The organism is Bartonella taylorii 8TBB, from assembly GCF_902825155.1.
In the GTDB taxonomy this organism is placed as follows: Bacteria; Pseudomonadota; Alphaproteobacteria; order Rhizobiales; family Rhizobiaceae; genus Bartonella; species Bartonella taylorii_A.
This window is the reverse complement of record NZ_CADEAG010000010.1, coordinates 1-25,535: the sequence shown is the minus strand read 5'-3', so window position 1 is coordinate 25,535 and position 25,535 is coordinate 1. Positions and strand designations below refer to the sequence as shown.

The 25,535-nt window shown below is 40.1% G+C and carries 22 protein-coding genes and 1 riboswitch; of the genes, 9 read left to right on the top strand and 13 right to left on the bottom strand.

The annotated features are described in order from the left end of the window. Positions 1 to 211: 211 nt before the first annotated feature. A complete protein-coding gene (locus tag J7R13_RS07585; RefSeq protein ID WP_208438149.1) occupies positions 212 to 1,546 on the bottom strand; it encodes an NAD(P)H-dependent oxidoreductase in 1,335 nt (444 codons plus the stop codon). Positions 1,547 to 1,710: 164 nt separating this feature from the next. Here J7R13_RS07585 and J7R13_RS07580 point away from each other — a divergent pair, with 164 nt between their 5' ends. Beyond that, positions 1,711 to 2,190 (top strand): MaoC family dehydratase, encoded by a 480-nt coding sequence (locus J7R13_RS07580; RefSeq protein ID WP_004861063.1) that lies wholly within the window; start codon positions 1,711 to 1,713, stop codon positions 2,188 to 2,190. A gap of 197 nt (positions 2,191 to 2,387) precedes the next feature. Here J7R13_RS07580 and J7R13_RS07575 read toward each other — a convergent pair whose 3' ends face one another. From J7R13_RS07575 to J7R13_RS07565, 3 genes are read right to left on the bottom strand one after another with little or no spacing between them, the layout of a single operon-like run. Continuing rightward, entirely contained in the window at positions 2,388 to 3,047 is a 660-nt protein-coding gene (locus J7R13_RS07575) for a methionine ABC transporter permease (RefSeq protein WP_208438148.1), read from the bottom strand. Beyond that, entirely contained in the window at positions 3,040 to 4,074 is a 1,035-nt protein-coding gene (locus tag J7R13_RS07570) for a methionine ABC transporter ATP-binding protein (protein ID WP_006590382.1), read from the bottom strand. Before J7R13_RS07570 ends, J7R13_RS07575 begins: the two co-directional genes overlap by 8 nt. A gap of 23 nt (positions 4,075 to 4,097) precedes the next feature. Continuing rightward, the gene (locus J7R13_RS07565; protein WP_208438147.1) at positions 4,098 to 4,916 is read right to left on the bottom strand and encodes a MetQ/NlpA family ABC transporter substrate-binding protein; all 819 of its coding nucleotides are present in this window, start codon (positions 4,914 to 4,916) and stop codon (positions 4,098 to 4,100) included. 515 nt (positions 4,917 to 5,431) lie between these two features. On the opposite strand from J7R13_RS07565, the gene J7R13_RS07560 reads away from it, so the two are divergent. Further along, positions 5,432 to 6,058, top strand: coding sequence for an SH3 domain-containing protein (locus J7R13_RS07560; protein ID WP_208438146.1), 627 nt, complete (start codon positions 5,432 to 5,434; stop codon positions 6,056 to 6,058). 87 nt (positions 6,059 to 6,145) lie between these two features. On the opposite strand, the gene J7R13_RS07555 is transcribed toward J7R13_RS07560, so the two are convergent. From J7R13_RS07555 to J7R13_RS07540, 4 genes are all read right to left on the bottom strand, one after another. Then, a complete protein-coding gene (locus J7R13_RS07555; RefSeq protein ID WP_208438145.1) occupies positions 6,146 to 7,177 on the bottom strand; it encodes an aspartate-semialdehyde dehydrogenase in 1,032 nt (343 codons plus the stop codon). Positions 7,178 to 7,593: 416 nt separating this feature from the next. Continuing rightward, positions 7,594 to 7,950, bottom strand: coding sequence for a helix-turn-helix domain-containing protein (locus J7R13_RS07550; RefSeq protein WP_208438144.1), 357 nt, complete (start codon positions 7,948 to 7,950; stop codon positions 7,594 to 7,596). Between the two features lie 835 nt (positions 7,951 to 8,785). Continuing rightward, positions 8,786 to 8,992 carry a Trm112 family protein gene (locus J7R13_RS07545; RefSeq protein ID WP_208434452.1) on the bottom strand — a complete coding sequence of 69 codons (207 nt, stop codon included), beginning with the start codon at positions 8,990 to 8,992 and terminating at the stop codon, positions 8,786 to 8,788. 31 nt (positions 8,993 to 9,023) lie between these two features. Continuing rightward, positions 9,024 to 9,686 (bottom strand): LON peptidase substrate-binding domain-containing protein, encoded by a 663-nt coding sequence (locus tag J7R13_RS07540; RefSeq protein ID WP_208438143.1) that lies wholly within the window; start codon positions 9,684 to 9,686, stop codon positions 9,024 to 9,026. A gap of 473 nt (positions 9,687 to 10,159) precedes the next feature. Further along, positions 10,160 to 10,259, top strand: a riboswitch (glycine riboswitch). Between the two features lie 137 nt (positions 10,260 to 10,396). Between J7R13_RS07540 and gcvT the strand changes: the two genes are divergently transcribed. From gcvT to gcvP, 3 genes are read left to right on the top strand one after another with little or no spacing between them, the layout of a single operon-like run. Continuing rightward, positions 10,397 to 11,515, top strand: a complete 1,119-nt coding sequence (gene gcvT, locus J7R13_RS07535) for a glycine cleavage system aminomethyltransferase GcvT (RefSeq protein WP_208438142.1) — start codon at positions 10,397 to 10,399, stop codon at positions 11,513 to 11,515. A 5-nt stretch (positions 11,516 to 11,520) separates the two neighbouring features. Then, a complete protein-coding gene (gene gcvH, locus J7R13_RS07530) occupies positions 11,521 to 11,889 on the top strand; it encodes a glycine cleavage system protein GcvH (RefSeq protein WP_004861099.1) in 369 nt (122 codons plus the stop codon). 5 nt (positions 11,890 to 11,894) lie between these two features. Beyond that, positions 11,895 to 14,690 (top strand): aminomethyl-transferring glycine dehydrogenase, encoded by a 2,796-nt coding sequence (gene gcvP, locus J7R13_RS07525; RefSeq protein ID WP_208438165.1) that lies wholly within the window; start codon positions 11,895 to 11,897, stop codon positions 14,688 to 14,690. Between the two features lie 179 nt (positions 14,691 to 14,869). On the opposite strand, the gene alr is transcribed toward gcvP, so the two are convergent. Further along, positions 14,870 to 15,988 carry an alanine racemase gene (gene alr / locus J7R13_RS07520; protein WP_208438141.1) on the bottom strand — a complete coding sequence of 373 codons (1,119 nt, stop codon included), beginning with the start codon at positions 15,986 to 15,988 and terminating at the stop codon, positions 14,870 to 14,872. Positions 15,989 to 16,317: 329 nt separating this feature from the next. On the opposite strand from alr, the gene J7R13_RS07515 reads away from it, so the two are divergent. Further along, on the top strand, positions 16,318 to 17,148 hold the full coding sequence (locus tag J7R13_RS07515; protein ID WP_208438140.1) for a ferredoxin--NADP reductase: 831 nt from the start codon (positions 16,318 to 16,320) through the stop codon (positions 17,146 to 17,148). On the opposite strand, the gene eda is transcribed toward J7R13_RS07515, so the two are convergent. Next, positions 17,118 to 17,783 carry a bifunctional 4-hydroxy-2-oxoglutarate aldolase/2-dehydro-3-deoxy-phosphogluconate aldolase gene (gene eda / locus J7R13_RS07510; RefSeq protein WP_004861107.1) on the bottom strand — a complete coding sequence of 222 codons (666 nt, stop codon included), beginning with the start codon at positions 17,781 to 17,783 and terminating at the stop codon, positions 17,118 to 17,120. The genes J7R13_RS07515 and eda overlap by 31 nt on opposite strands. Before the next feature lie 111 nt (positions 17,784 to 17,894). On the opposite strand from eda, the gene trhO reads away from it, so the two are divergent. The 3 genes from trhO (at position 17,895) to J7R13_RS07495 (ending at position 21,624) form a co-directional block, all read left to right on the top strand. After that, positions 17,895 to 18,812, top strand: coding sequence for an oxygen-dependent tRNA uridine(34) hydroxylase TrhO (gene trhO / locus J7R13_RS07505; RefSeq protein ID WP_208438139.1), 918 nt, complete (start codon positions 17,895 to 17,897; stop codon positions 18,810 to 18,812). Between the two features lie 1,051 nt (positions 18,813 to 19,863). Next, positions 19,864 to 20,997 carry a type III PLP-dependent enzyme gene (locus tag J7R13_RS07500; protein ID WP_208438138.1) on the top strand — a complete coding sequence of 378 codons (1,134 nt, stop codon included), beginning with the start codon at positions 19,864 to 19,866 and terminating at the stop codon, positions 20,995 to 20,997. Between the two features lie 42 nt (positions 20,998 to 21,039). Next, positions 21,040 to 21,624 (top strand): GNAT family N-acetyltransferase, encoded by a 585-nt coding sequence (locus tag J7R13_RS07495; protein WP_208432874.1) that lies wholly within the window; start codon positions 21,040 to 21,042, stop codon positions 21,622 to 21,624. A 366-nt stretch (positions 21,625 to 21,990) separates the two neighbouring features. On the opposite strand, the gene J7R13_RS07490 is transcribed toward J7R13_RS07495, so the two are convergent. The 3 genes from J7R13_RS07490 to J7R13_RS07480 form a co-directional block, all read right to left on the bottom strand. Beyond that, positions 21,991 to 23,562, bottom strand: coding sequence for a DHA2 family efflux MFS transporter permease subunit (locus J7R13_RS07490; RefSeq protein WP_208432875.1), 1,572 nt, complete (start codon positions 23,560 to 23,562; stop codon positions 21,991 to 21,993). 21 nt (positions 23,563 to 23,583) lie between these two features. After that, the gene (locus tag J7R13_RS07485) at positions 23,584 to 24,681 is read right to left on the bottom strand and encodes an HlyD family secretion protein (RefSeq protein WP_208438137.1); all 1,098 of its coding nucleotides are present in this window, start codon (positions 24,679 to 24,681) and stop codon (positions 23,584 to 23,586) included. A gap of 153 nt (positions 24,682 to 24,834) precedes the next feature. Next, the gene (locus J7R13_RS07480) at positions 24,835 to 25,233 is read right to left on the bottom strand and encodes a Fur family transcriptional regulator (protein ID WP_208438136.1); all 399 of its coding nucleotides are present in this window, start codon (positions 25,231 to 25,233) and stop codon (positions 24,835 to 24,837) included. Between the last annotated feature and the right edge of the window lie 302 nt (positions 25,234 to 25,535).

Below are 25,535 nucleotides of genomic sequence, written 5' to 3'. Positions count from 1 at the left end.
GAAAGGCTTATGTTTGAAGGCGATTTGTGCAGCATTGGACAAGGGGACTGATAGGTTATTTTCTTGAAGGCAAGATAAGATGCTCTGCCGATATAGATCAGGAAAAGTTCAAAACCATTTTCTCGATATATCTTTTCAGCAAGCTAAGAATCTGAGCTCTCTTGTACAGTTTATAGCTATTTTATATAGTAAAAAGATAATAAGGCTTTTTTTATGCTTCAACAAGGGGGAGGCAATTAAGTAAAAGGTCTTGTTTTTTGCGAAGTTTTGCAATCCACTGGTCTTCTCGAATAGCAGTGTTATGTGCTGTTATGAGTTCATTCTTTTTGATTTTAGCTGTCACTGTCGCTTTTTCTAAAAGACCACAGGGAATAGCTTGATGAGCACGTGCTTCTGCAAGATTCATTATCCAAGCACGATAACTGTAAAGACCAATAAAGTCCAACTGATCACCAGGATATAAATCTTTTTTAGCAACAGCACAGACTTCTACCACGGGGGTGTTAAGTGGAGCCATATCTTCTTTGCCATACAGCATAACACGTGCACAGGTTAAAGGAACTTCCATTGCTGTTAAATGATAGGGACGATGAAAGGTGAAGTAAGGTCCCTGACCAATTTTTAAATCTTCCATACGTTCGCGGAGACGTGGATGTGCTATTTCTGCAATGACAAAAACACCTGGGGAAACTCCTTGGCCTATTGAATAGTCTACAACGCCACATTTCTCCAAAATACCACCATCCTGTTTTGGAATAAGCACTTTGTTTAAATTTTGAAGTGCTGCTTGTGGTCCATGCATTCCTGGGCAATCGGGGAGAAGCCCTGTTGCATTGGCAATAGCAGCCATTTCAACCATTGTTTTGGAACCATCAATAAATTCAACTAACATACGGACATTCATATTACGTCTTAATGCTTCTTCTTCGTAAGTGTCAGGTGTGGCATCAAAGAGTAGAGGATTATTTTTTCCTTTACCAGCCGCAACAATCTTATGCCCAAGGGCTGAAACAAATTCGATGAGTTCCATGCAGGACGTAGGTTCATCACCGGCACCAAGTGTATAAACAAGACCTCGTTTTTCTGCTTCATGTTTTAGATAAGTGCCAATTGTAACATCTGCTTCAACATTCATCATGACAAGGTGTTTGTTGTTTTCAAGTGCTTTGAAACCAATTTCGGCTCCAGCTTCGGGATAGCCTGTTGCATCAACAATAATATCAATTTGTTCATGGCGTAAAACAAGATCAAGATCATCTGTCGCTGCAATCAGACCTTGTGCAATGCTTCGCGTTAGGGCATGAGTGTTTTCAACTTCTCGTGCATGCCCACCTTCGCCGTAGGCTAGCGCGGCGGCATCAAAAATACGTGACGGTGTCCTGGTGGCAACGGCTGCGACTACTATGCCATCCATATGTGCAATACTTGATAGCAAATCTGTCCCCATTTCACCACAACCAATGAGTCCAACACGGATGGGTGGGTGGGTTTCTGCACGCTGCTTCAGATCCCGCGCTAAACCTGTTAAGCTCACATTGCTTGCCATTATTTTTTCCTATTTGAAAATTACCTTGTTAAAAGAGTGTTTTCTTATTCATAAGGCGCATTTGCTCTCTAAGATAGCTAATCTTTTCTTGATGCTCTAATCAATGGGTTTTATAAAAGCAAGAGGGTTGCGGTACTTTTATCAAATAAAATAGGAATAGCATTATGCAGCAAAAAATAGCAGTACAAGATGTCGTCAATTTTATTGGGAAAGAAGTAGGCTTATCTCAATGGCGTCTTGTTACGCAAGATATGATTAATCAATTTGCACAAGCGACAGATGATCATCAATGGATCCACGTAGATGAGGAAAAGGCTAGAAATACACCTTTTGGTGGTACTATTGCACATGGTTTTTTAACCTTATCACTTTTGTCTACGTTAGCTTACGAGGCACTTCCAGAGTTGGAAGGTGCAACAATGGGGATTAATTATGGTTTTGATAAAGTGCGTTTTATGAGCCCTGTGAAAACAGGTGCACAGGTACGTGCTCGTTTTGTTTTAAATGATGCCGAGATTCGACCTTCTGGCCGAGTTGTTTTTCATTATGGCGTTACGGTGGAAATTGAAAACTTAAAAAAACCAGCTCTCATTGCTCAGTGGCTTATTGTTGCTATGGTTGGCGAAAAATCTGAGAATTTCTAAATTATTTTAGTACGTTATTTTATCAAGTTTCTACACAGTTTTATTAGAAGTCCCTTGATATATAAGAACAAAAAAGTATGATGATACTTGTCATAATAGAGCTATTACAATGCTGATAATCATGGTGGTCTTTCATAGCACCTAAATTATTTTCACTGTTCATTATGTTGGTTTGGAAAAACTCAAATTGTTAAATTTTAATGTCTTTTCTTATCTAATCTCTGCACAATTTTATCGGAAGACCACTGGGTAATAACATTAAGAATGATCAAAAGGATGATGACACATGTCATGATGGAGGTATTATAGCGTTGATAGCCATAGCGAATTGCCATGTCGCCTAAACCGCCTCCGCCGAGATATCCAGCAAGCGAAGTGGCTCCTATAAGAGAAATAATCATGACTGTAAAACCTGTGATCAGGCTAGGGAGCGCTTCAGGAATAAGAACATGCCTAATAATTTGAAGACGGCTTGCTCCCATAGAACGAACAGCTTCAATGAGACCGTTTTCAACGGTTTTAAAAGAGAGTTCTGCCATTCGTGCATAAAAAGGAATAGCTGAGATGGTGAGTACAAAGATCACGGAAGGCATTCCCACACCTCTTCCTACAACCATACGGGTGACAGGAAGAAGATAAAATGCGAGAATAATAAAGGGAATGGCGCGAATACTATCAATGAGGATACTCAAAGGGCGATTGATAAGACAGGAGGCAAAAATTCCTCCACGTGCGGTTGTGTAAAGGAGAAGGCCAAGGGGAAGTCCTATAATAAGCGCCATCAAAGAAGCACTTATCGTCATCAAGATTGTATCAAAAACAGCGTTGGGGAGTTCACGAGAGAGAACATTAAACATAACCTAAAACCTCGCAATATTGTCCTTTTTCTGTCAACCACTGAACAGCTTTTTCTAAAGCTTCTTTATCTTTTGTTGGGAGACCTAAGAATAGTCGCCCGATGGTTTCTCCTTGTACTGTATCAATACCACCATGCAGAATACGTGCTCTTAAACCGATTTCATCTTCCAAAAGATTGAGAAAAGGTTGTTGGGCAATTTCACCTGCAATATTGATTTCAATAACAGCTTCTTGGCCTATTGGTTTAAGATTTTTTGCAAATTTTTCAGGAAGTTGTGGAGTAACAAGTTTGAGCATGGCAATGGTTGTTTCCTCTTGCGGAGAGGTGAAAATGTCTTTCACACGTCCTTGTTCCATAATGCGTCCTTGATTGAGGACAACAACGCGATGTGCAATAGTGCGTACAACTTCCATTTCGTGGGTAATGAGTACAATAGTGAGATTTAGACGATTGTTAATATCAGCAAGAAGTTCCAGAATAGATTGTGTTGTTTCAGGGTCCAGAGCAGAGGTTGCTTCATCTGATAACAATATTTTAGGATTAGCAGCTAAAGAGCGTGCAATGCCAACGCGTTGTTTTTGCCCTCCTGACAATTCTGCCGGATAACAGTGCTCTTTACCACATAAGCCGACCAATTCGATGAGTTCAAGGGCACGTTTGTAGCGCTGTTTTTTGTTTATACCACTTAATTTAAGTGGTAATGCGATGTTATTAAGAATATTTTGTGATGATAAAAGATTGAAATGTTGAAAAATCATTCCAATACGTTGGCGGTAAGGCGCCCATTGTGTTTCTGACAGATTTGAAACATCTACGCCTTCAAAAAAAATAGACCCTGCGTCAATTCTCTCTAGTCCATTTAAGCAGCGAATAAGTGTTGATTTTCCTGCTCCACTACGACCAATAATACCAAGAATTTCACCTGCGTGGATATTGAGAGATAAATTGTCAACAGCCGGAATGCCAGCCGTCTTGTTAAAATAACGGCTGACGTTTTTTAAGGAGATCAGAGCGGGTTTTTCCATTCATAACTACCAATTTGGCGTAATTACCAAGATGTTTGCGCGGCTGGCCCGAAAATTTCTTTGATTTTCGCACGGACAGTCTCGTTATTGTAAGCAGCAACTAATTTTTTGACCCATGGCTCATCTTTATCGCTGGTGCGCACAACAATGATATTATTATAAGGATTATTTTCTGCTTTTTCCCATGCTATCGCGTCTTTTTGTAGGTCTAATCCAGAAACCAAAGCCCAATTTGTGTTTACAATTGCAATATCAAAATCATCAACCGCTCGTCCTAACATACCGGCATCTAATTCACGAATTTGCAAGTTTTTAGGGTTTTCAATAATATCAAGCGGAGAAGCCAGAATATCGTGAGGATCTTTTAACTTAATGAGATTTAAAGAATTGAGAAGAAGTAAGGCTCTTCCACCATTTGATGGGTCGTTAGGAATACCAACATGTGCGCCATCACGCAGTTCTTTTAAATCTTTGATTTTGTGTGAATAAATACCAATGGGAGCAATAAATGTGTACCCCACAGTTGAAAGTTTGTAGCCACGCTGTTCAATTTGATTTTTAAGATAAGGGGAGTGTTGAAAAGCATTCGCATCAATCTCTCCTGCATTAACCGCATCGTTAGGCAAAGTGTAATCAGAAAAATAAACAAGTTCAATCTCTAAACCCGCTTTTTTAGCTTGTTCGCCAGCAACTTTCCAAATAGTTGCTTCATGCCCTTCCATAACACCGAGTTTGATTTTTGATTTGTCTGCTGCCATGGAAAAGGGAACAGACAAGAAAAGTGCAAAGAGAGGAAGGAGGAATCCGATGGTGGCATTCCGAGATAATTTCTTTAATGTCATGTATGTTTATCCTTTTTTCTTTTCCAAGAGACTTGTTGAGGGAAGAAAATATAATTCTGTACTATTTTAAGAGAATTTAAGCTTATAAAAGCTTTATAGAATATTCAATCATTTTTGTTTAAAAAATAATGTTATTTTTTCCTATACTGTAAGCATTCTTTGAAAAACAACATACTGCCCTCGCAGTATTATTTCTCAATTTAGATAATAATTCTTGTATCGCAGTTATTTGTTTGGGGAACTAATAGTGCTTTCAAAACTTCTTTAAGTGATGATTGGCTGAATAGCCAAGCAATCAGATGATATTTTAGCAGTAAATCTATGCGTCGAATATTGCGCAATCAAAACAATAGCCCAGTGTATAGGGCGGTAGGGGACAAAGTAAGAGAGCTGTTCTCTAAATGTGATGGATTTTTGAAGGTGACACAAGAATTTATCACTATTTGACTGAAACGTGGCAAATTTTTGCAATAACAAATATTTTGCCTTTCATACTCTGGAGAGGAAGAAAAATAATGTTAAAAAAGAACTTTTTATCAACCACAATGATTTTGTTAGCTATAGGTGGATTGGGGCTTGGAATGACTGTTTCTCATGCGGTAGCTGGAACAGTTGCTCGTGTAGCATCGGGTAAGGCGGTTTTACGTACAGGACCAGCGAAAGCTTACAAAGCTATTGCTACCGTTCCAACGGGAGGGAAAGTGCAAATTCATGGGTGTCTCTCCAATAAAACTTGGTGTTCTCTTCGTTATAATGGAAGGGATGGTTGGGCTTCGGCACGTTATGTAAATGTTAACGATGTTCCTATGATTTCTTTTGCACATATGCGCATGAAGCCGCACTCTATGGTAAAAACACAAAAAGGGAAAGTGAAGCAGGCTGCTCCTCATTCCAAATCTATGAGGGCGCCTCAAAAAACACGGAAAAACATGCAAAAATTGTACAGAACAGATATGATTATCGATTCTACAGGTGTAAGAAAAAGGGATGAGCGTACAATTTTGAACCCATCACCAAAAGCACAAGGTGTATCTGTAAAGCACGTAACGGCTTATAACCCTTTTTTTCCCAATGATGTCAATTTCAAAAATTTTGAACGTAATGAAACGCGCTACCGTGTTGTGACTTATCCTGCTCCATAAGTATAAAGAAAATTCACTGTTCTTGGAAGAGGGATAGGAAAAGTACGGCAGCATGAAGTGGAAAAAACGCTTCAGGCTGCCACTTTTTTAGGGTGCTGCCTTAGGCTTTACCAAATTACGAGAAATGAGCAATTCAGCAATTTGAATGGCATTCAATGCTGCTCCTTTTCTTAAATTGTCAGCAACAACCCAGAAAGCTAAACCATTTTCGACCGTAATATCTTCACGAATACGGCTAATAAAGGTATCATCTTCTCCAGTCCCTTCGTAGGGTGTTATATAGCCGCCATCTTCATGTTTATCGATAACTTGGCAGCCAGGAGCATCGCGCAGAATGGCTTGTGCTTCATGGGCGCTTAGTGGTTTTTCAAATTCAGCATTTACAGCTTCAGCATGACCGATAAAGACAGGTACTCGAACAGCAGTGGCTGTTAGTTTGATCTTAGGGTCAAGGATTTTCTTCGTCTCAACCGTCATTTTCCATTCTTCTTTGGTATAGCCATCTTCCATGAATACATCGATATGGGGAATGACGTTAAAGGCAATACGTTTGGTAAATTTTTTTGATGAGACTGGATCTGCAACAAAAACCGCTCGTGATTGTTCAAAGAGTTCATCCATTCCTTCTTTACCAGCTCCAGAAACCGATTGATAAGTGGATACAACAACGCGTTTAATGATTGCAGCTTCATGGAGAGGTTTTAAAGCTAAGACAAGTTGAATTGTTGAACAATTAGGATTTGCTATAATATTACGTTTGGAAAAACCATCAACAGCGTGTGCATTCACTTCAGGTACAATTAACGGGACATTTGCATCATAACGCCACGTGGATGAATTATCGATGACCACGCAGCCGGCAGCAGCGATTTTAGGAGCATATTCTTTAGAAATGCTTCCTCCCGCTGACATGAGGCAAAGCTCTGTGTCAGAAAAATCATAAGTATCAAGTGCTTTTACTTTTAAAGTTTTGTCACCATAAGAAACATTTTGTCCTAATGAGCGTCGTGACGCTAAAGGGACCACTTCACGGGCAGGAAAACCACGTTCTTCGAGAATTGTGAGCATTTCACGACCAACGTTCCCAGTCGCGCCGACAACTGCAACTTTAAAACTCATTTTTCATACTCCTGTTCTTCTCTATTTTTTCCCTAGGCGAACCCTATGAAAGGGCGAGTTGTCCAGGAATATTAAATCATATTGTTGGTCTCAGAGGTTTCATTTTCATGTACACCAATCCTGACCTACAACAGTACGAGTCGGTTCACTTTTGAATGTACCATCCTCTTGGTCTTTAAGAGTTAAGAAAGCTTGAATATTTTATGCCAAGCCGTATGAACATCTCCTTGACAGCGGTTCAATCTAGTGAAGTGCTTATCTTCTGTCAATTGTTTCCCTTGAGATGTTTGCGTTTTGCAACAATTGCATCACGCATTGCTTGTGTGGGTGAAGTTTTTATATTTCATTAAAGGTTATTAAAGGCGTTCGTTTAAGAAATGCTCAGCAAAATTATAAAATAAGGTGGTGTTTTCACTTTAGTCAAAAATCAATCGCAAGATTGCTCTCTGTTTTCCAGAGGCAAGACTTCTAAAACCATTCAAAAGCAGGTACTCCGTTTTACTTGCTATTCTTTCATCATAATTATATAGGGCATCTTTTTTTGTTGAGATATCAGCGTAAAAGAAGGAAAGTGGAACATCCAGTATTTCGGCAATTTCTTGCAAAAGTCCTGCTCCAACGGGTTTTATTCCTTTCTCATATTTTTTTATTTGTTGGAAAGTTACGCCTAAATGGTCGCCCAATTGTTTTTGAGAAAGCCCTACGATATTTCTTCTGAAGCGAATTTTTTTGCCTACAGCAATGTCATTAAAATGTCGATTTTTAGCTTGCACTTTAGTCCCCCTCTGGGTGCGAGCGCCCTCGCATTAGTATTCCGGGGTCTGGAAGTGCTGAACTCAAACAGCTTCTTGCTTTTAGTGCTTAGAGCACTTGGACATAACAAGAACCCCCGGAACTCCGGGACACCCGCAAAGCGGATTCATTTTTAATGTTTGAGTTTTTCGGGCTTCCAGACCCTATTGATCGTTGCGTATACGATCAAAAACACAAAATCATTCGTAGGGTATTTTCTTTGAATCGTCAACAAAAATTAAGAAAGTTTTGTTCATTGGTTTTTCTCAAATTACCATTCAACCATTGCAATGCTTCTCTCTGTTTTGATGAGATTTTGATCAATTTTCTGTTCATTCTTGTTGATTAAAGAAAGAGCGTTTTTAAATGCTTATTTGTAAGTTTTGGCACACCTTTCCAAATAAAAATATGGGCTAAAATGATAGATTTATTCATATCAATGCGTAGACTTTCCAAAAGCACATCTATGGCAATTAAATGCGTTACGCTGTGATTAAACTATTGCTTGTGCTTGGGGTTTATTTCTTTAATGGGGGTGTATCTTTCCATTTAGAAGCAAAAAATGTTTTTCCCTGTCATAAGAGGGAAGCAATATGTGGATAAAAACGTTTTAAAAAGAAAGTAGTATGCTTTTTATGGACCGTCTATCATGCGATAGGGGTAACATTGGGAGTTGGTAAATAGATGATGGTGCGAACTTCTTCTAGAACGGCTTTACTGGAATAAGCGAATATTAAAAATTCGTGAATGAAGAATATCTCTTAACGGAGAATTAATTGATAACAGGTGCTACAGAAAAAATTGAGTGAAAGCTGTTTATTTTTTATGCATTGCTTTTTCATTGTGCTGCAAAGGACGGGCTTCTGAGGCAAGCATAATGGGAACGCCGTCGCGAATAGGATAGGCGAGTTTTGCTTTGTGTGAAATTAATTCTTGTGTTTCTCGGTTTAAAGAAAGCGATTCCCCTGTGAGTGGGCAGACGAGCAATTCAAGCATTTTAGGGTCGGTAGTCATTTTTTTCATGTTTCAACATTTATTAGTTTAAATGGGTTTATTAGTTTAAATGGTAAAGTGCCCCTGTTTGTTTCATGAGGGAGCGTTCAGTTAAAGCCAGAAGAGTTTGGGCACGATTTCCAATATCTGGAGCTTCGAGTAGAGCTTGTTTTTCTTCTGGTGTAAAAGGGATGAGGGCTGAAAAAGCATTAACCAATAGAGGCGTGGGGGCTTGTATGATACTGTTCCAATTATATTCTATTTCATGTATGACGAGATATTGCTCAACAATGTTGAGGAGGTTTTCTCGATTAATGTTTTCTACCATATCAGGTTCTTGTAAGTCTTCTATGTTTGATCGGATGAGAGCAGTTCGATAAGGTTTTGCGTTCACCAACTCCTGTTCTAAGGTGAAGCGACAAACGCCTTGTAGTATAATGAAAAGCTGCCCATTTCCCGTTTCGTTGTAGTTTGTAATGCGCCCTATACAGCCTATTTTATAAAGTGGTGAGGTGAAGCGGTCTGTATTCGATGAAAGTGGTTGAATGATTCCGAGCAAACGATTGGATATCATAACATTTTCAACCATTTCGAGTGCTTCTGGTTCAAAAATGTTGAGCGACAAAAAACCACCTGGCAATAAGAGTGCACCTTCTACGGGAAAAAGGGCAATTTGCTTTGGTAGATCATTTTCACAATTGTAATGGATATTACCAGCTTTCATGAGTATTTTATAACCTTTGTTCGATGAAGTTTGGTATATAATAGCTGTAATTTATGACACTATTGAGAGACAAAAAATTGATAAAGAAGAAAAATCAACCTTTTGTGTGTTAAGACTATATTTATAAAATATCTGAAATTTTTACTCTTAAAGGATATAAAACTCCGTAGTTTGGGTTGGATCGCGCAAGGGAAAATGTTGCTTTGTGATCCTTTTAAGCGCACGTTAAGCGCACGAAATTTTGTATTTTTTCAAAACGTGTTTCTGTTTATGGCCTTTGCAATTTTTCTCCTTATTTTTTAAGCAAGGCCACTTACGATTTTCATAATGTTCAAAAGACCCTCATTATAAGTCTTTTAAAACAGTTTATGCAAGTTTAAAAATATAGAGTGTTCTCATCACTTTACTAATGACAGTATGACAAAGATAGGATATAGACTGAAATATGTCGGAAAGGGCGTTATCGTTTCTTTCATTCTTTTGCGGGAGAGTGCAGACTGCAAACTTTCGCACCTGCCGCCGAAGGGGAAAATAGCCCATAATCTCTCAGGCTCTAAGGACCGTAAAAGGAGCAAGGCAGATCTGGAAAGTCGGAAAGGTCCGCGCCGAAGGTGTAAGCGAAAACTCTTTTCGCGAGTCTCTCAGGTTTGTAACAGAAGGGTGCAGAGACGTCCATATTCTGTGGGCGTTAGCGCAGCTTTGGAGATATTATGGGTACATCACAAGAATTTGAAACATCTTCTTTAAAAATGCTTCCTTTACACGAATTGCATGAAAAGGCTGGAGCGAAGTTTGGTGCTTTTGCTGGTTGGAAAATGCCGTTGACCTATCCTCTTGGAGTCTTGAAGGAGCATCTTCATACGCGTGCACATGCAGGCCTTTTTGATATTTCTCATATGAAATTGATTACCGTTGAGGGTGCGCAAGCAGCAGAATATTTATCGTACGCTCTCCCTGTTGATGCAGCGTTGTTAAAGATTGGTCAATCACGGTATAATTATTTGCTTAATGAGCAGGCTGGTATCCTTGATGACCTTATCATTACTCGATTGGCAGAAAACCGTTTTATGCTGGTCGCCAATGCTGGAAATGCACAAGCCGATCTTGCGGAGCTTGAGAGGCGTGTTGTTGGTTTTGATTGCCAAGTCATTGCTCTTGAGAGGGTATTGCTTGCTCTCCAAGGTCCACAAGCGGCAGCTGTTATGGCTGATGCTGGGGTGCCTGGTAATGAACTGTTGTTTATGCAAGGATTTGAGCCACAACAAGATTGGTTTATAACGCGTTCTGGTTATACGGGAGAAGATGGTTTTGAAATTGCTCTTCCCATAGGGCAAGCCCATGCATTGGCTGAAAAATTGTTGAGAGATTTTCGTGTTGAATGGGTTGGTCTTGCGGCGCGTGATAGTCTTCGGCTAGAAGCAGGATTGTGTTTACATGGAAATGATATTACGCCCGATACTACACCTATTGATGCTGCATTGACATGGGCTGTTCCCAAAAATGTGCGAGAAAAAGCACAATTTTATGGAGCAAAGGCTTTTCTTGAAGCTCTTCAGAAAGGGCCTTCTCGTTGTCGTGTTGGATTAAAACCGCAAACCCGTCAGCCTATTCGTGCGGGTGCGGTACTTTTCGATGATGAGGGAAAGCAAATTGGCGTGGTGACGTCAGGTGGTTTTGGTCCTTCTTTTGATGGTCCTGTTGCGATGGGATATGTTCCTGTTGATTGGAAAGTGGAAGGAACGGAAGTCTTTACGGAGTTGCGTGGCAAAAAGATTGCACTGTCTGTCCATTCACTTCCTTTTGTTGAACAACGTTATTTTAAAGGATAATTTTTATGTCTAAAACTTATTTTACACAAGATCATGAATGGCTCAGTGTTGAAGGACAAGTGGTTACTGTTGGGATTACACATTATGCTCAAGAACAGTTAGGGGATTTGGTTTTTGTTGATTTGCCAAAGAAGGGGACGCAGCTTTCTAAGGGGGATTCTGCTGCTGTTGTAGAATCAGTGAAAGCGGCTTCAGATGTTTATGCTCCTCTTGATGGTGAAGTGGTTGAAATGAATGAGGCATTGGCAAATAATCCTGAACTGGTCAACCAAAAGGCTGAAAAAGAAGGTTGGCTCTGGAAAATGACATTGCAGGATGCAACGCAACTTGAAGGGTTGCTGGATGAGGCTGCTTATAAAGCACTGATTGGATGAGTGCTATGTTGGAGCGTCATTTTTTTTCTCGCCATATTGGACTTCGTTCTCATGAAACACAAAAAATGCTTGATGTTTTAGAGCTAGATTGTGTTGACACACTGGTTTCTCAAGCTGTTCCGCATTCTATCCATTTGGGGCGTTCGCTTAATCTCCCAAAGGCTGCAAGTGAAGGGCAAGCCTTGGAAGAATTATCCAAGATGATGGAACGTAACCATGTGCACAAAAGTTTTATTGGGCAGGGATATCATGGAACCTATGTGCCTCCCGTTATTTTGCGGAATCTTTTTGAAAATCCAGCTTGGTACACCGCTTATACACCCTATCAGGCAGAAATTAGCCAAGGTCGTTTGGAGCTTTTATTTTATTTTCAGACATTGGTGAGTGAACTCACTGGTTTGCCTGTTGCAGCTGCTTCACTTCTTGATGAAGCAACAGCTTTAGCTGAAGCCAACGCGCTGGCTGTGCGTTTTGCGCGTGAGAAAAAGACAAAAATTTCAGTTCAAAGTCTTTTGCATCCCCAGACATTAAGTGTTGCACAAACGCGTGCTGAAACACAAGGGATTCATATAAGCGAAAAGAGCGAAATTTGTTCTGATACAGCTGCGATTGTTTTGTCTTGGCCAGATACAAAAGGCTCTTTTAACGATTACACTGACGTCATTAAAGAGGCAAAGGCAAAAGGGGCTCTGGTGATCGTTGTTGCTGATCCTTTGGCACTTACCCTGATGGAACCACCAGCGCAATGGGGGGCTGATATTGTTGTAGGTTCCATGCAACGTTATGGCGTTCCTATGGGATTTGGTGGTCCCCATGCTGGTTATCTCGCGGTAAGCGAAGCTTTAACCCGCCTCATTCCAGGACGTATTGTAGGTCAATCCGTTGACACAAAAGGACGCGTTGGTTTTCGTTTGGCATTGCAGACACGTGAGCAACATATCCGGCGTGATAAAGCTACGTCGAATATTTGTACAGCACAGGCTTTGTTGGCAAATATGGCAACGGCTTATGCCGTTTGGCATGGACCGCAAGGCTTGCAGGAAATTGCTCAGCGAATTCATCATTTAACGTGTCGCTTTGTTGCTGGTTTAGAGGCAGCGGGTATTCTTTGTGAAGGAGAAGCTTTTTTTGATTGTGTAAGCATTGTTGTTAAGGGAAAATCTCGAGAGATTGCGCGTCAAGCGAAAGCAGGTGGGCGTCTTGTTCGTGTTCTCGATGATGATCGAGTTGTGATCAATTTTGATGAATTATCAACACAAGAAGATGCTTATGCTTTAGCGCAGCTTTTTGGTGCACAATTAGTTGATCAAGTTTCTCCAAGGCTTATGGGGAAAAGGCGTGATACTGCTTTTCTTTCACAGCCGTTTTTTCATGCAGTTCATTCAGAGACGGATATGATGCGCTTTTTGCGTCATTTGGCCGACAAAGATTTAGCATTAGATCGGGCAATGATTCCGCTTGGTTCTTGTACGATGAAACTTAATGCAGCAGCTGAGTTAATGCCTGTGAGTTGGCCTACGGTAGCTAATATACACCCCTTCACACCTAAAGAGGATGTGGTAGGGTATTTGGAAATGATTAACCAATTAAATGCGTGGTTGTGTGAAATCACAGGGTTTTCGCAAGTTTCTTTCCAGCCAAATTCTGGTGCACAAGGTGAATATGCGGGGCTTTTAGCGATCCGCCGATATCACCAATCACGGGGAGACCATCAACGCACACTTTGTCTCATTCCTGCTTCTGCTCACGGTACCAATCCAGCTTCAGCTCATATGGCGGGTATGGAAGTCATTGTGGTGAAATGCTTAAGTGATGGTGATGTTGATGTTGATGATCTCAAAATGAAGGCACAATTGCATAAGGATAAATTGGCAGCTCTCATGATCACCTATCCTTCAACTCATGGCGTTTATGAAGAAAACATTAAAGAGATTTGCTCTATTATCCACGAAAATGGTGGGCAAGTTTATTTTGATGGTGCTAATCTCAATGCGCTTGTTGGGCTTGCTCGTCCAGCAGATATTGGGGCGGATGTTTGTCATATGAATCTTCACAAAACATTCGCCATTCCCCATGGTGGTGGTGGTCCTGGTATGGGGCCAATTGGTGTGGCAACACATTTGAAGCCCTTTTTACCAGGTCATGAAGAAGATGGGTCAACACATGCGGTTTCAGCAGCTCCTTATGGAAGTGCATCTATTCTTGTTATTACGTGGATGTATATTCGGATGATGGGCGCCGATGGCTTGAAATATGCAACACAAACAGCAATTTTGAATGCCAATTATATCGCTGCGCGTCTTTCAAAAGCTTATTCCATTCTTTATCGGGGCAAGTATGGGCGTGTTGCACATGAATGTATTGTGGATACTCGCGTGCTGAAAGAGCAGTATGGGGTGAGTGTTGATGATATTGCAAAACGTTTGATCGATTACGGGTTTCATGCGCCGACGATGTCGTTTCCTGTTGCTGGAACTTTGATGATTGAACCAACGGAATCAGAACCAAAAGCAGAAATTGATCGTTTTTGTGATGCTTTGCTTTCTATTGCTGAAGAAGCTCAGAAAGTCGGTAGCGGTGTTTGGCCTAAAGAAGATAATCCTTTGGTAAATGCACCACATACATTGGTGGATACTTTAGATGATGCTTGGATGCGACCTTATTCACGACAAGAGGCGGCTTTTCCCAATCCTCATCTTGATCCAGCAAATAAATATTGGCCTCCTGTTTCGCGTATTGATAATGTTTCGGGAGATAGAATGCTTATTTGTTCTTGCCCACCATTGGGGAATACGTATTAAATTTATTTACATGAAGGAAAAAGCCTACACGTTTTGTGTGGGCTTTTGCCTTGTCCATATGATTAGTAATCCATATGATTAGTAATAATGAGTGATATTGCTTTCTTCTAGTTCGTATTGTTTTTCTGGTGTACCGAAAGCCATTGATGATTTTTATCACTTTGTTTCTTTAGAGAGTTTTAGATGTAAATGCGTTTATAGCGCTTCCCTAGAGATGTCAGAATTTCGTTAGGAATGGTGTTGGCATCTGTCGATACTTTTTCAAGTGTTTGATGGGGGCCAATAAGTTCCACCCAATCGCCTCTTTGAGGTTTTTTATCAAGATCGGTAGCATCCACGATAGTGGAATCCATAGAAATGCGTCCAACAATAGGAAGTTTTTGCCCATTGAAATAAACTGCACTCTTATTCGAAAGAATACGTGGCCAACCATCTGCATAGCCGATAGAAATGGTTGCAAGAGTGCTCGGTCTGCGGGTAATGAAGCTTCCTCCATAACCAATAGGTACTCCTGCGTCAATAAAGCGGCTTTGTAAAACTTGGGCTTCAAGTTTTAAAACAGGTTTAAGAGGTGTTGGGTATTTTCCGTGAGGGTCGACACCGTAAAGTGCAATGCCTGGGCGAACAAGGTCAAAATAGAAATCGTTTCCAAGAAAAATGCCTCCAGAATTGGCAAATGAAACTTTACAGGTAGGCAATTGTGCAAGTATGGTTTTGAAAGTAGCCAATTGTGTATAATTGTATGAATCTGTAGCATTATCTCCATTTGCAAGGTGACTGAGAATATATTTTATTTCTGCTTTTTCAAAAATTGTAGGTTTTTTGATAAGTTTTTGTAATTCTTTTTTATCAAGTCCTAATCGGTTCATACTGGTATCGATTTGAACAATTGCGGGAAACTTTTTATCCTTTTTTTGACAAAGTGTTTGCCAGCTTTCAAGTGTATCCCAAGAGTTTAGAACAGGGATAATTCCTGCTTGAGCTATAAGCTCTTCTGTATTGTGTGGAAGTTCGTTAAGGAGAGCAAGTGTGACATTTTCTGGTAAAATATTTTTTAATTGGAGTGCTTCTTCGATTTGAGCTACAAAAAAAGTGCGGCAACCAGCTTGATAGAGTGCAGGGGCAATTTTGTCAGCACCTAACCCATAGGCATCCGCTTTTACAACCGCAGAACATTCAATGGGAGCAACACGTTTTGTTAAAGCTGTGTAATTTGCAACAATAGCACGCACATCGATGGTTGCTACAGCTGTATAAGGAAGTAATGCGTTTGCTTCATCATTAACGGATTTGTTCATTTTACAATCCTCTCTCGAGTCAGTGAGACACGAAGTTCCCTTTGGTGATTTCATATAGGTTTCTATGATATATGGAAAGGATGTGTGTATGGTCGGTTATTGTTAACATTATTAACAATTTATATTGGATTATGTGTCATGAAAGCAATCTTTTGAGGTAAAATGCTTTACTCTAGATACAATGAGGAAAGTTGTTTTCTAGAGGAGGTTAAATGTCTGTTAAATAAAGGTTTATGTTTTAAGAGAAATATTGGCAGATGATTGCACAAGCATTATATCATTTTGGGAATCTTGAGTCCATGTTCAAGAAAGAGATAAGGAAGAGTTTTATGAATACGTCTGCCACAAAGGATCAGTTGAACATTAGCAACGTTGCATCAAACTTTCCAATTCCTGAAAATGTATTCGCGCTTACCGTCCAAGAAGTTTATCATTATACAGACCGTTTGTTTAAATTTCGTCTGAATCGTCCAGAAAGTTTTCGTTTTCGTTCCGGTGAATTTGTTATGATTGGTTTGCCAAACGCAGAAAAGCCAATTTATCGTGCTTATTCGATAGCAAGTCCATTTTGGGATGAACAGCTTGAGTTTTTTTCGATCAAAGTTCCGGGAGGGCCATTAACCGAACATCTCCAAAAAATTAAAATTGGTGATACTGTTCTCATGCGTAAGAAATCTACTGGAACATTGGTTCTTGATGCTCTTATTCCTGGAAAACGTCTTTATCTGCTTTCAACAGGGACGGGAGTTGCTCCCTTTGCAAGCCTTATTCGTGATCCTGAAACTTATGAAAAATTTTCAGAAGTGGTTCTTATTCAAACAACCCGTGAGCGAGATGAGCTTGCTTACGCAAAAGATCTTATTGTTTCTTTACAACAAGATCCGTTGATTAGTGAATATATACAACAGTTGAAATTTTATCCTATGACCACTCGTGAACCTTCCGAACATATGGGTCGCATTACGACGGTTATGGAAAGTGGCACTTTTTTTGAAACGACAGGTTTGCCAAGAATTCATCCTGATGAAGATCGTGTGATGATTTGTGGTTCGATGGCAATGCTGAAAGATTGTGCAAGGATGTGTGAATCCTTTGGTCTTGTTGAAGGTGCAAATAATGCACCAGCGACTTATGTTGTGGAACGTGCTTTTGTCGGATAAGAGGGGAGCTGTGCTGCTATATGTGCTAATGCGCTGATTGCATCCCAATCATTTGCTGTAATAAGCTGTTTGGGAGCTATCCAAGAACCGCCAACGCAGAAGACGTTAGAAAGTTGGAGCCATTGAGCTGCATTTTTTTGTGTAATGCCGCCTGTTGGGCAAAATCTGATTTCAGAGAAAGGGGCTGCTAAGGCTTGGATAAAATCCATGCCTCCCCCCGCTTCAGCAGGGAAAAATTTAAAATATGAATAGCCTTTATTCCATGCTTGCATTAATTCACTTGGTGTTATTGCACCGGGGAGAAGGGGGATTTCACTGTTTTTTGCACAATCGATCAATTCGTCTGATAATCCAGGGCTTACGATAAATTTTGCTCCTGCGCGTTCGGCTTGTTCATAATGTATAGTGTTGAGAATTGTTCCTGCTCCAACAATTGCTTGCGGCACTTCTTGTGTAATTGCGTTTATTGCATCGTATGCATTGGATGTTCGCAATGTGATCTCCATTCTTTTCAATCCACCTTTAACAAGAGCGCGTGCTAAGGGTACAGCAATTTGAAGATCGTCAATGTGCAAAACAGGTATGACAGTTTGTGCTTGGAGAAGTGTTAAAAGGTGATTTATTTTTTGGCACATGGTTTTTTTCTCTAGGAGTGTGTTGTTAGTATAGTGTGATTAAGCACAATATGTTAAAGAGTAGATGAATAGATCTTGAAATTGAATGAAACGCGCGTTATGGCGAGACTTATGGAAAAGAATTTTAAAGTTGCTGCACTTTATTGCTTCGCTGATTTGAAGCATTATTGTCAATTACAGAAACCTTTGCTAGATTTATGTCAAGCAAAGGGTATCAAAGGGACACTGCTTTTAGCACAAGAAGGAATCAATGGAACTGTTGCAGGATCTTGTGCTGCGATTGAAGCGTTGGTCAGTTTTATTATAGCTGAGCCCGCATTCCAAACGCCGGAGATTAAATATTCATGGGCATCAAAAATGCCTTTTCATCGCATGAAAGTGCGGTTGAAAAAAGAGATTGTCACAATGGGGGTTGAAGGCGTTAATCCGTTAAAGGCTGTTGGTACTTATGTCGATCCTGAAGATTGGAATGCCCTTATTCAAGATGAAGAGACAATCCTCATTGATACGCGTAATGATTATGAATATGCGCTCGGAAGTTTTCAAGGAGCGATTGATCCGCGTATTAAGACATTTCGGGAATTTCCTGAGTGGGTGCTCAAGCACGAAGCTGATTTAAAGAAGAAAAAGAAAATTGCCATGTTCTGTACAGGTGGGATTCGTTGCGAAAAATCAACAGCTTATGTGCGTGATCTTGGTTATGATCAGGTTTACCATTTAAAAGGTGGGATTCTGAAATATTTGGAAAAAATTCCAAAGGAAAAAAGTTTGTGGTGGGGCGAGTGTTTTGTTTTTGATGAGCGTGTTTCTGTTAAACATGGTCTTGAGGAATGCGGGCGCGAATTATGTCATGCATGTCGTTCTCCTCTTAATGCTGAAAGCAAATTATCGGTTCATTATGAGGAGGGTGTTTCGTGTGATGCTTGTTATAATACGAAAAGTGACGCTGATAGGCAGCGTTTTCGCGAACGTCATAAGCAGTTTCAATTAACAAAATTGCGTGCGATTGATTCTCATCAAGAGTCTTAAAGGCATTGTATTTTAGGGCTTAAAACTTTAGTTTTTTTCTTGTTAAGAGAGAAAAGTTTTCGGAGGCGGTGGGAAAGTATTTTATAAAGCTGATTTTTGCTTGGTTTTTTGTTTTGTGTAAAAAATTAAGCAATTTATTTATAAATATATTAGCACTATGCGTTTTGAGCCGATATTCTTGATGTTATAATACTCAGTTATTTCAAATACTTTTAATTCTGAAACAGTAAAAACAGTGCTATGGTAGTCCAATGAGGGAGATAGCCTCAAGGCGAACGTGTGATTTGAAAAGCTGTTTTAAAATAGACTGAAACATACGATTAATGTGCTATTAATTTCATAACGTAAAGATTGTCATATTTCATAGATCTTGCGTTATACTTTCTAGGTGGTATTGGGGGAAACAAGGGCGCTCAAGTAAAGAGATTCTTTTAAAGCAAGATTGTGAATTAGTAACATAATGGTGTGGGGATTTCGTGAAGGTTACACCCCGTTAAAGCGGATAAGGTGACTTATTTGCATGAGGGCATTGTTGCTTTTTTACATCATCTTATCGTTAAAAATTAAAAAATGTTTAAAATAAAAAAAATGATTGAAATGAATAAGAATTCGTTTTATATGGAGTCTTGCCCAAAGTCGCACGTGCCTGTGGGTGTCCGCTGGTTCTCAAATGGTGAGATTAACCGGTACGGTACCTGGAACTAACCGCTCCAGTCACTCTTACGGCCAACCGAAAGAGTGAGGACATCTTGAAGCAACGACGGTGCGGGCCTTTCTGGTGTCTTCCAGCTGTCCAAATGCTGGGATAACTATAGAGGCACACCTCATTGCCTTCAGTGCGGAAGTGGTTTCTCAACTCCAATCAAAAAGGCAGATAAAGTAAAGCAACGCGGTTTGCGCGCTGTTTTTTCGCTGTATGCAATGCTAATTTCTGGTTATTTCAGTAATCAGAATGGGGATAGTCATTGTGTGTATTTTGTACTTTGGCTGTTGGCGGCTCTATGCTGTCTAGGCGTAGGGTAGGGATTTTTTTCCCTAGGAGAATTGATAGATGGCGACGCAACGTATTCGCGATTTTCTTGCAACACATTGTTTTGATGGTCCATGCTTGGTTGTTGACCTTGATGTTGTCCGTGAAAATTATTTAAATTTTGAAAAAGCTCTTCCACAGTCTCGTATTTTCTACGCGATAAAGGCAAATCCAGCTTCTGAGATTTTAAGTTTGCTTGCTTCTTTAGGCTCGTCTTTTGATGCGGCTTCTGTTGCAGAAATTGAAATGGCTTTAAAAGCGGGGGCGACGTGTGATCGTATTTCTTTTGGGAATACTATTAAAAAAGAGCGTGATATTGCGCATGCATACGCATTGGGTATTTCACTTTATGCGGTTGATTGTGTTGAAGAAGTAGAAAAAATTGCGCGTGCTGCTCCAGGAGCTCGTGTTTTTTGCCGCGTTCTTACCGATGGAAAAGGTGCAGAGTGGCCATTGTCACGCAAATTTGGCTGTGTTCCTGCTATGGCGGTTGATGTTTTACGTCGGGCACATCAATTAGGCTTGCAAGCGTATGGCGTTTCTTTTCATGTAGGGTCTCAGCAGACAGATCTTAGCGCATGGGATCGTGCTTTATCGGACGCGGCTACAGTTTTTAGGTATTTGGAGCAAGAGGGAATTTCATTGAAGTTGGTTAATATGGGGGGTGGTTTTCCAACGCGTTATTTGAAAGATGTTCCTACAGAACAAGCTTATGGTACGGCTGTTTTTGATTCATTAAAGAAATATTTTGGCAATCGTATTCCTGAGACCATTATCGAACCTGGGCGTGGGATGGTCGGTAATGCTGGCGTTATTCGTACAGAAGTTGTTCTGATATCTAAAAAAGCAGACAATGATAATGTCCGATGGGTTTATCTTGATGTTGGAAAATTTAATGGTCTTGCTGAAACTATGGATGAAGCAATTCGCTATCCTATTGAAACACCTCATGGTGATAAGGCAATGGAGCCTTGTATTTTAGCGGGTCCAACATGCGATTCAGCAGATGTTCTTTATGAAAAAACACCTTATATGTTACCTTTGTCTCTTACGATAGGGGATGAGTTGTTGATCCATGGTACTGGTGCTTACACGGCAACTTATGCATCTGTTGCCTTTAATGGTTTTGAGCCTTTGCGCTCCTACGTGATTTGAATTTTTCTTTATGATGAAGATAGAGTGGGGCGTGTGATAAAGATGAATATGATACATTTTCAAACCAAAGATGGCGCATTTTTTACACTTTCAGGTGAACAAAACATTGATAAACCACATCGCGAACGCTTACTTGATTTAGCTCTAGGGAAGGGGCGTAAGCGTAAGTCTTCAGAAACTTTGCGTCGTGGACAGTTGGCTGCGTGTGGACTCTCTTTTGTTGTCAAAAATGCGCTTGGAGAGCTTGTGGGCAGTGTACGTCTTTGGCATGTTCGATTTAACAAAGGGAAAAATGGAACACAGCAGGCTTTGCTTTTGGGGCCTCTGGCTGTTTCAGCGAAGTGTTCCGGTGTGGGAATAGGATCGTTTCTTATGCAGCATGCAATTGAAACGGCGAAAAAACAGGGTTACGGCGCTATCTTACTTGTCGGTGATACTGAGTTTTATCAGCGTTTTGGTTTTTCAAACAGCTTAACAGAAAATTTGGCGATGCCCGGTCCTTATGAAAAACATCGTTTTCAAGCGTTGGAATTGATACCAAAGTATCTTTCCGAATGTCATGGTGTTTTGGCCCCTAGCGGAGAGCGGGAAGGTTTGAGCCGTTTTCAGTGTCATAAAGTGGCTTAAAGCTCTCTTCTCTTCGTTCTTTTTTCAAAAATTGAAGGCTTTACACATCATCTTTGTTTGTGGTCAGGTGTTTTTATATGATATAAGGTTTTAGAATAGATTTATATCGTAGTATGGTTTCTCTTTTATCTTGAATTTATTTTCTGTAATAATTTTTGTTATCCACTGAGAGTACCAATAACTTTCTTAATTTTAAAACGATTTTGATAAAATTTATGATGGGTATTATCGGAAGTATAGCAAGTTTTGCATTTTGCAAGATTGCGTTTAGAGACAATGATTCAATGTAAAGTTTTGTTCTAACATGTTTAGGGGATACGGAACGTTTGAAAAGAAAAATACTCTTCGACTTTCATACAGTTAAGCTCAGTGGTTTGCAGGAGCATCGGTGAGAGGTGGTGTTTTTTTGAGAAAAACAGTCAGGGATGTCAAGACGCCAAAGATAATGGTTATTATAAGGAAAATATCGCTAAAAGCCATAACCATTGCTTGGACGCGTGCCATATTAAAAAGTTGGAAGAGAGCAAGAGTATGCGGATCAAAAGTTGTGGAGTTAAAGTACATAGTAAGGCTTGAAAGCATTTCGGTTGCTTGGTTATTTCCGTGTTGGACTGTTTCGGCTATTCGTTCATAATGCAGGTCTGTGCGTTTTGTTATAAGGGTGCTGATAATAGCAAGTCCCACGGCACCGCCAAGATTACGTGTAAGATTAAAAAGTCCAGAGGCATTTTGCATTCGGTCTGTTGGCAGTGATCCGAGTGCAATGTCATTAACAGGGACCATGCATAACATAATAGAAGCGCCACGGAAAACTTGAGGACAAAAGAGCTCCCAAAAATCCCAGTTGTCTGTGATAGAGCTAGCCATCCAAGTTCCTAATGCAAAGCCAAAAAGTCCTATCGCCATCATCAAACGTGCATCAATTCGTGCTGAAAGAAATCCGGCAAGGGGTGCAGTTAATAGCATGACGAATCCTGAAAGAAACAATGTTTCTCCAATCATGAGTGCATCATAATGACGGATTTGGCTCAAATAGACAGGATAAAGATATGTGAGTCCATAAAGACCGATTCCAAGCATAAAAGAAAAAACTGCTGCGGTTGAAAAATTGAAATTAGAAAAAGCTGAGAGATCAACGATGGGTTCTTTAGCAGTAAAAGCGCGCCAGAAGAATAAGCTTGCAGAAAAGATCATGATAACGAACAAAGTTAGAATGAGATCGTCATTTAACCAATCATGACGCGCACCTTCTTCTAGAATATACTCCAAAGTCCCCAGAAAAACAGCCATAGAAATGAGGCCTAGCCAGTCAAATTTAGCCATTAAAGAGGGATTAGCTTTATCAAAATCAATCAATTTCCAAGCGAGAATTGAGATAATAATCCCGCAGGGTACATTGATGAGAAAGAGCCAGTGCCATGATAAGATATGACAAAGATAGCCTCCCACTGTTGGACCAATAGTGGGCGCTAACGTTGCTACCAGTCCTACGATAGGCGTAACAATTGGGCGTTTGGAAGGAGGAAAAAGTATGTAAGAGGCGACAAAAACGCTGGGGATAATTCCTCCTCCAATAAAACCTTGGAGTGCTCGGTACACAATCATCTCTTCAATAGATGTTGCTGTTGCACAAAGGACAGAGGTAATCGTAAACCCTACAGCTGATATGCTAAAGAAAACGCGTGTTGAGAGCAATCTTCCTAAGAAGCCAGAAAGGGGCAACATGATGACTTCAGCGATGAGATAGGAAGTTTGAACCCATGAAATCTCTTCAGAGCTTGCTGAAAGACCAGCCTGAATTTCCGCTAAAGAGGAAGAAACGATTTGGATATCCAAAATAGCCATGAACATGCCAAAGGCCATAGCAATGAAAACTACGATTTTACGGATTTCTGTACGCTCTTGAGAATGTGTAGATTCTGGTATGGGAGATGTCATAGTAAGGTCATTTGCTTTTTGTTATAGGAGATTTTTATCCTGCGGCTTTGTACGAGTGTCAATCTCTACTGAAACACTCATTCCTGCTCGAATACGTCCGGTTTTTAATATTTTTTCTGGAATAGAGATACGTACAGGAATGCGTTGGACAATCTTGGTGAAATTGCCAGTGGCATTTTGTGGGGGCAAGAGAGAAAAAACAGATCCTGTTGCAGGGGCAATAGAAAGCACTGTACCTGTAAACGCGTCTTTTTTGAAGGCGTCAACAGCAATATAAGCAGTTTGTCCAGCATGAATATTTTGTAACTGTGTTTCTTTATAGTTCGCTTCAATATAAAGTGCATGTATGGGAACTAATGCCGCAAGACGTTGGCCATTCATAACAAAATCCCCCGCTTTTGCGGTTAAATTTCCAATAACGCCATCAAACGGAGCTCGGATAATGGTTGAATCAAGATCACGTTGTGCTTTTTCACGCGTGAGTTCTAAGCTCTTTGTTTGGCTTTCCGTTTCACTGCGTTGCGCTTGTAGAACTTGGATATTCGCACGTGCCGCAGCTATTTGTGCATCTGCACGGTGAACATTCGCAATGGCTTGTTCATAAGCTGATTTGGCATCATCAACATCGGATTGAGGGGCATAACGACTCGCTTTAAGTTCTGTGGTGCGTTTTAAAGTTAGTTGTGCATGGGTTGCTATGGCTGAAGCAGCAGCTTTTTGTGCTTGCGAATCATCTAAAGCACTGTGAGCAGCTGTAATTTGCGCATCAATACGGAGAAGAGTTTTTTGTTGTGTGTTGAGACGGGCTTCTGTCTGTTTCAAGGCTATTTGATAATCGCCATTATCTAAGTGAAATAAGACATCGTCTTTTTTTACTGTTTGGTTGGCTTTAATAAAAATCTCTTTGATATACCCACTTAATTTAGGCGCAATGGCGGTTATGTCTCCTTGCACATAAGCGTCATCTGTTGTGAGCATATAACGCCATTGTGTTATCCACTTATAACTAAACCAAAGTACAAAAAGTGCAAAGACGATAAGAAGAGCATTAATGACTTTCTTTTTTTTTATCTTATTAAAGGACTTATTTGTTGAAATCTTTGCTTCAGATCTGGACATGGATTCTATACTTTCAATTCAATGAATAAAATGACCTCATCGCTACACAAGAACAAGAAAGCGATATATGCAGCAGGGGAGTAAGAATTTTTTATGCAATGAGCAAATAATACTACATAATGCTAAACATATAAACTTGCAAGTGTAGGAATATTAGCCTGTTGCGCATACGCATTTTTTACAAATGCCTCGTATTTCTAGGGTGCTTCTGTGTGCTTGAAAGTCAACCGCTTGAACCATTTGTTTAAGGCTGGATACAATCGTTCTATCTTGTATTTCGTTTACTTTGCCACAGTTTTTGCAAATGATGAAAGTTGTGAGTTCGTGTTGACAATTTTCAGGATGTAGACAGACCATAAAAGCATTCACACTTTCAAGACGATGAATACATTTTAATTGGACAAGTTTTTCTAATGCACGATAAACTTGGAGAGGTGCACGAAATCCTTCTTCGCGTAAATGATCAAGAATCGCATAGGCACTTAGAGGTCCTTGTGCATTCTTTAAAGTGTTCAGAACCAATGTTTGGTTACGCGTAAGTTTAGATGACATTGACACCTTCCTTTTGCTCCACGGAAGAGCATAAAGTGTGTGAGATATTTGTGCAATGGTGAATATAGAATATGTGTTCTCTTTAGTAATGAAGTTTTTATATTTTTCAAATATTTTGCTGCATTTTTTGGTATATACACGTTATAACGGTGGTATTTATTTTTTAAAAATAGGCAAAAATGATATTGACTCTTTATGGGAAAGAGGTCTATATAGCGAGGAGTAACGAGGGCAGTTTCTGCTTGCGATGGTTGGTTTTGTCCTTGTATTTGAATTAAGATTTACCATATACGCAGCGATTG

Excerpts from the sequence above, each read along its gene's own strand:
- gcvT (WP_208438142.1), top strand. The coding sequence starts at position 10,397 with ATGGGTACATCACAAGAATTTGAAACATCTTCTTTAAAAATGCTTCCT.
- J7R13_RS07560 (WP_208438146.1), top strand. The coding sequence starts at position 5,432 with ATGTTAAAAAAGAACTTTTTATCAACCACAATGATTTTGTTAGCTATA.
- J7R13_RS07575 (WP_208438148.1), bottom strand. The coding sequence starts at position 3,047 with ATGTTTAATGTTCTCTCTCGTGAACTCCCCAACGCTGTTTTTGATACA.
- J7R13_RS07570 (WP_006590382.1), bottom strand. The coding sequence starts at position 4,074 with ATGGAAAAACCCGCTCTGATCTCCTTAAAAAACGTCAGCCGTTATTTT.
- gcvH (WP_004861099.1), top strand. The coding sequence starts at position 11,521 with ATGTCTAAAACTTATTTTACACAAGATCATGAATGGCTCAGTGTTGAA.
- eda (WP_004861107.1), bottom strand. The coding sequence starts at position 17,783 with ATGTGCCAAAAAATAAATCACCTTTTAACACTTCTCCAAGCACAAACT.
- J7R13_RS07580 (WP_004861063.1), top strand. The coding sequence starts at position 1,711 with ATGCAGCAAAAAATAGCAGTACAAGATGTCGTCAATTTTATTGGGAAA.
- J7R13_RS07565 (WP_208438147.1), bottom strand. The coding sequence starts at position 4,916 with ATGACATTAAAGAAATTATCTCGGAATGCCACCATCGGATTCCTCCTT.
- alr (WP_208438141.1), bottom strand. The coding sequence starts at position 15,988 with ATGAACAAATCCGTTAATGATGAAGCAAACGCATTACTTCCTTATACA.
- J7R13_RS07485 (WP_208438137.1), bottom strand. The coding sequence starts at position 24,681 with ATGTCCAGATCTGAAGCAAAGATTTCAACAAATAAGTCCTTTAATAAG.
- J7R13_RS07515 (WP_208438140.1), top strand. The coding sequence starts at position 16,318 with ATGAATACGTCTGCCACAAAGGATCAGTTGAACATTAGCAACGTTGCA.
- gcvP (WP_208438165.1), top strand. The coding sequence starts at position 11,895 with ATGTTGGAGCGTCATTTTTTTTCTCGCCATATTGGACTTCGTTCTCAT.
- J7R13_RS07495 (WP_208432874.1), top strand. The coding sequence starts at position 21,040 with ATGAATATGATACATTTTCAAACCAAAGATGGCGCATTTTTTACACTT.
- J7R13_RS07500 (WP_208438138.1), top strand. The coding sequence starts at position 19,864 with ATGGCGACGCAACGTATTCGCGATTTTCTTGCAACACATTGTTTTGAT.
- J7R13_RS07545 (WP_208434452.1), bottom strand. The coding sequence starts at position 8,992 with ATGAAAAAAATGACTACCGACCCTAAAATGCTTGAATTGCTCGTCTGC.
- J7R13_RS07540 (WP_208438143.1), bottom strand. The coding sequence starts at position 9,686 with ATGAAAGCTGGTAATATCCATTACAATTGTGAAAATGATCTACCAAAG.
- J7R13_RS07585 (WP_208438149.1), bottom strand. The coding sequence starts at position 1,546 with ATGGCAAGCAATGTGAGCTTAACAGGTTTAGCGCGGGATCTGAAGCAG.
- J7R13_RS07490 (WP_208432875.1), bottom strand. The coding sequence starts at position 23,562 with ATGACATCTCCCATACCAGAATCTACACATTCTCAAGAGCGTACAGAA.
- trhO (WP_208438139.1), top strand. The coding sequence starts at position 17,895 with ATGGAAAAGAATTTTAAAGTTGCTGCACTTTATTGCTTCGCTGATTTG.
- J7R13_RS07480 (WP_208438136.1), bottom strand. The coding sequence starts at position 25,233 with ATGTCATCTAAACTTACGCGTAACCAAACATTGGTTCTGAACACTTTA.
- J7R13_RS07555 (WP_208438145.1), bottom strand. The coding sequence starts at position 7,177 with ATGAGTTTTAAAGTTGCAGTTGTCGGCGCGACTGGGAACGTTGGTCGT.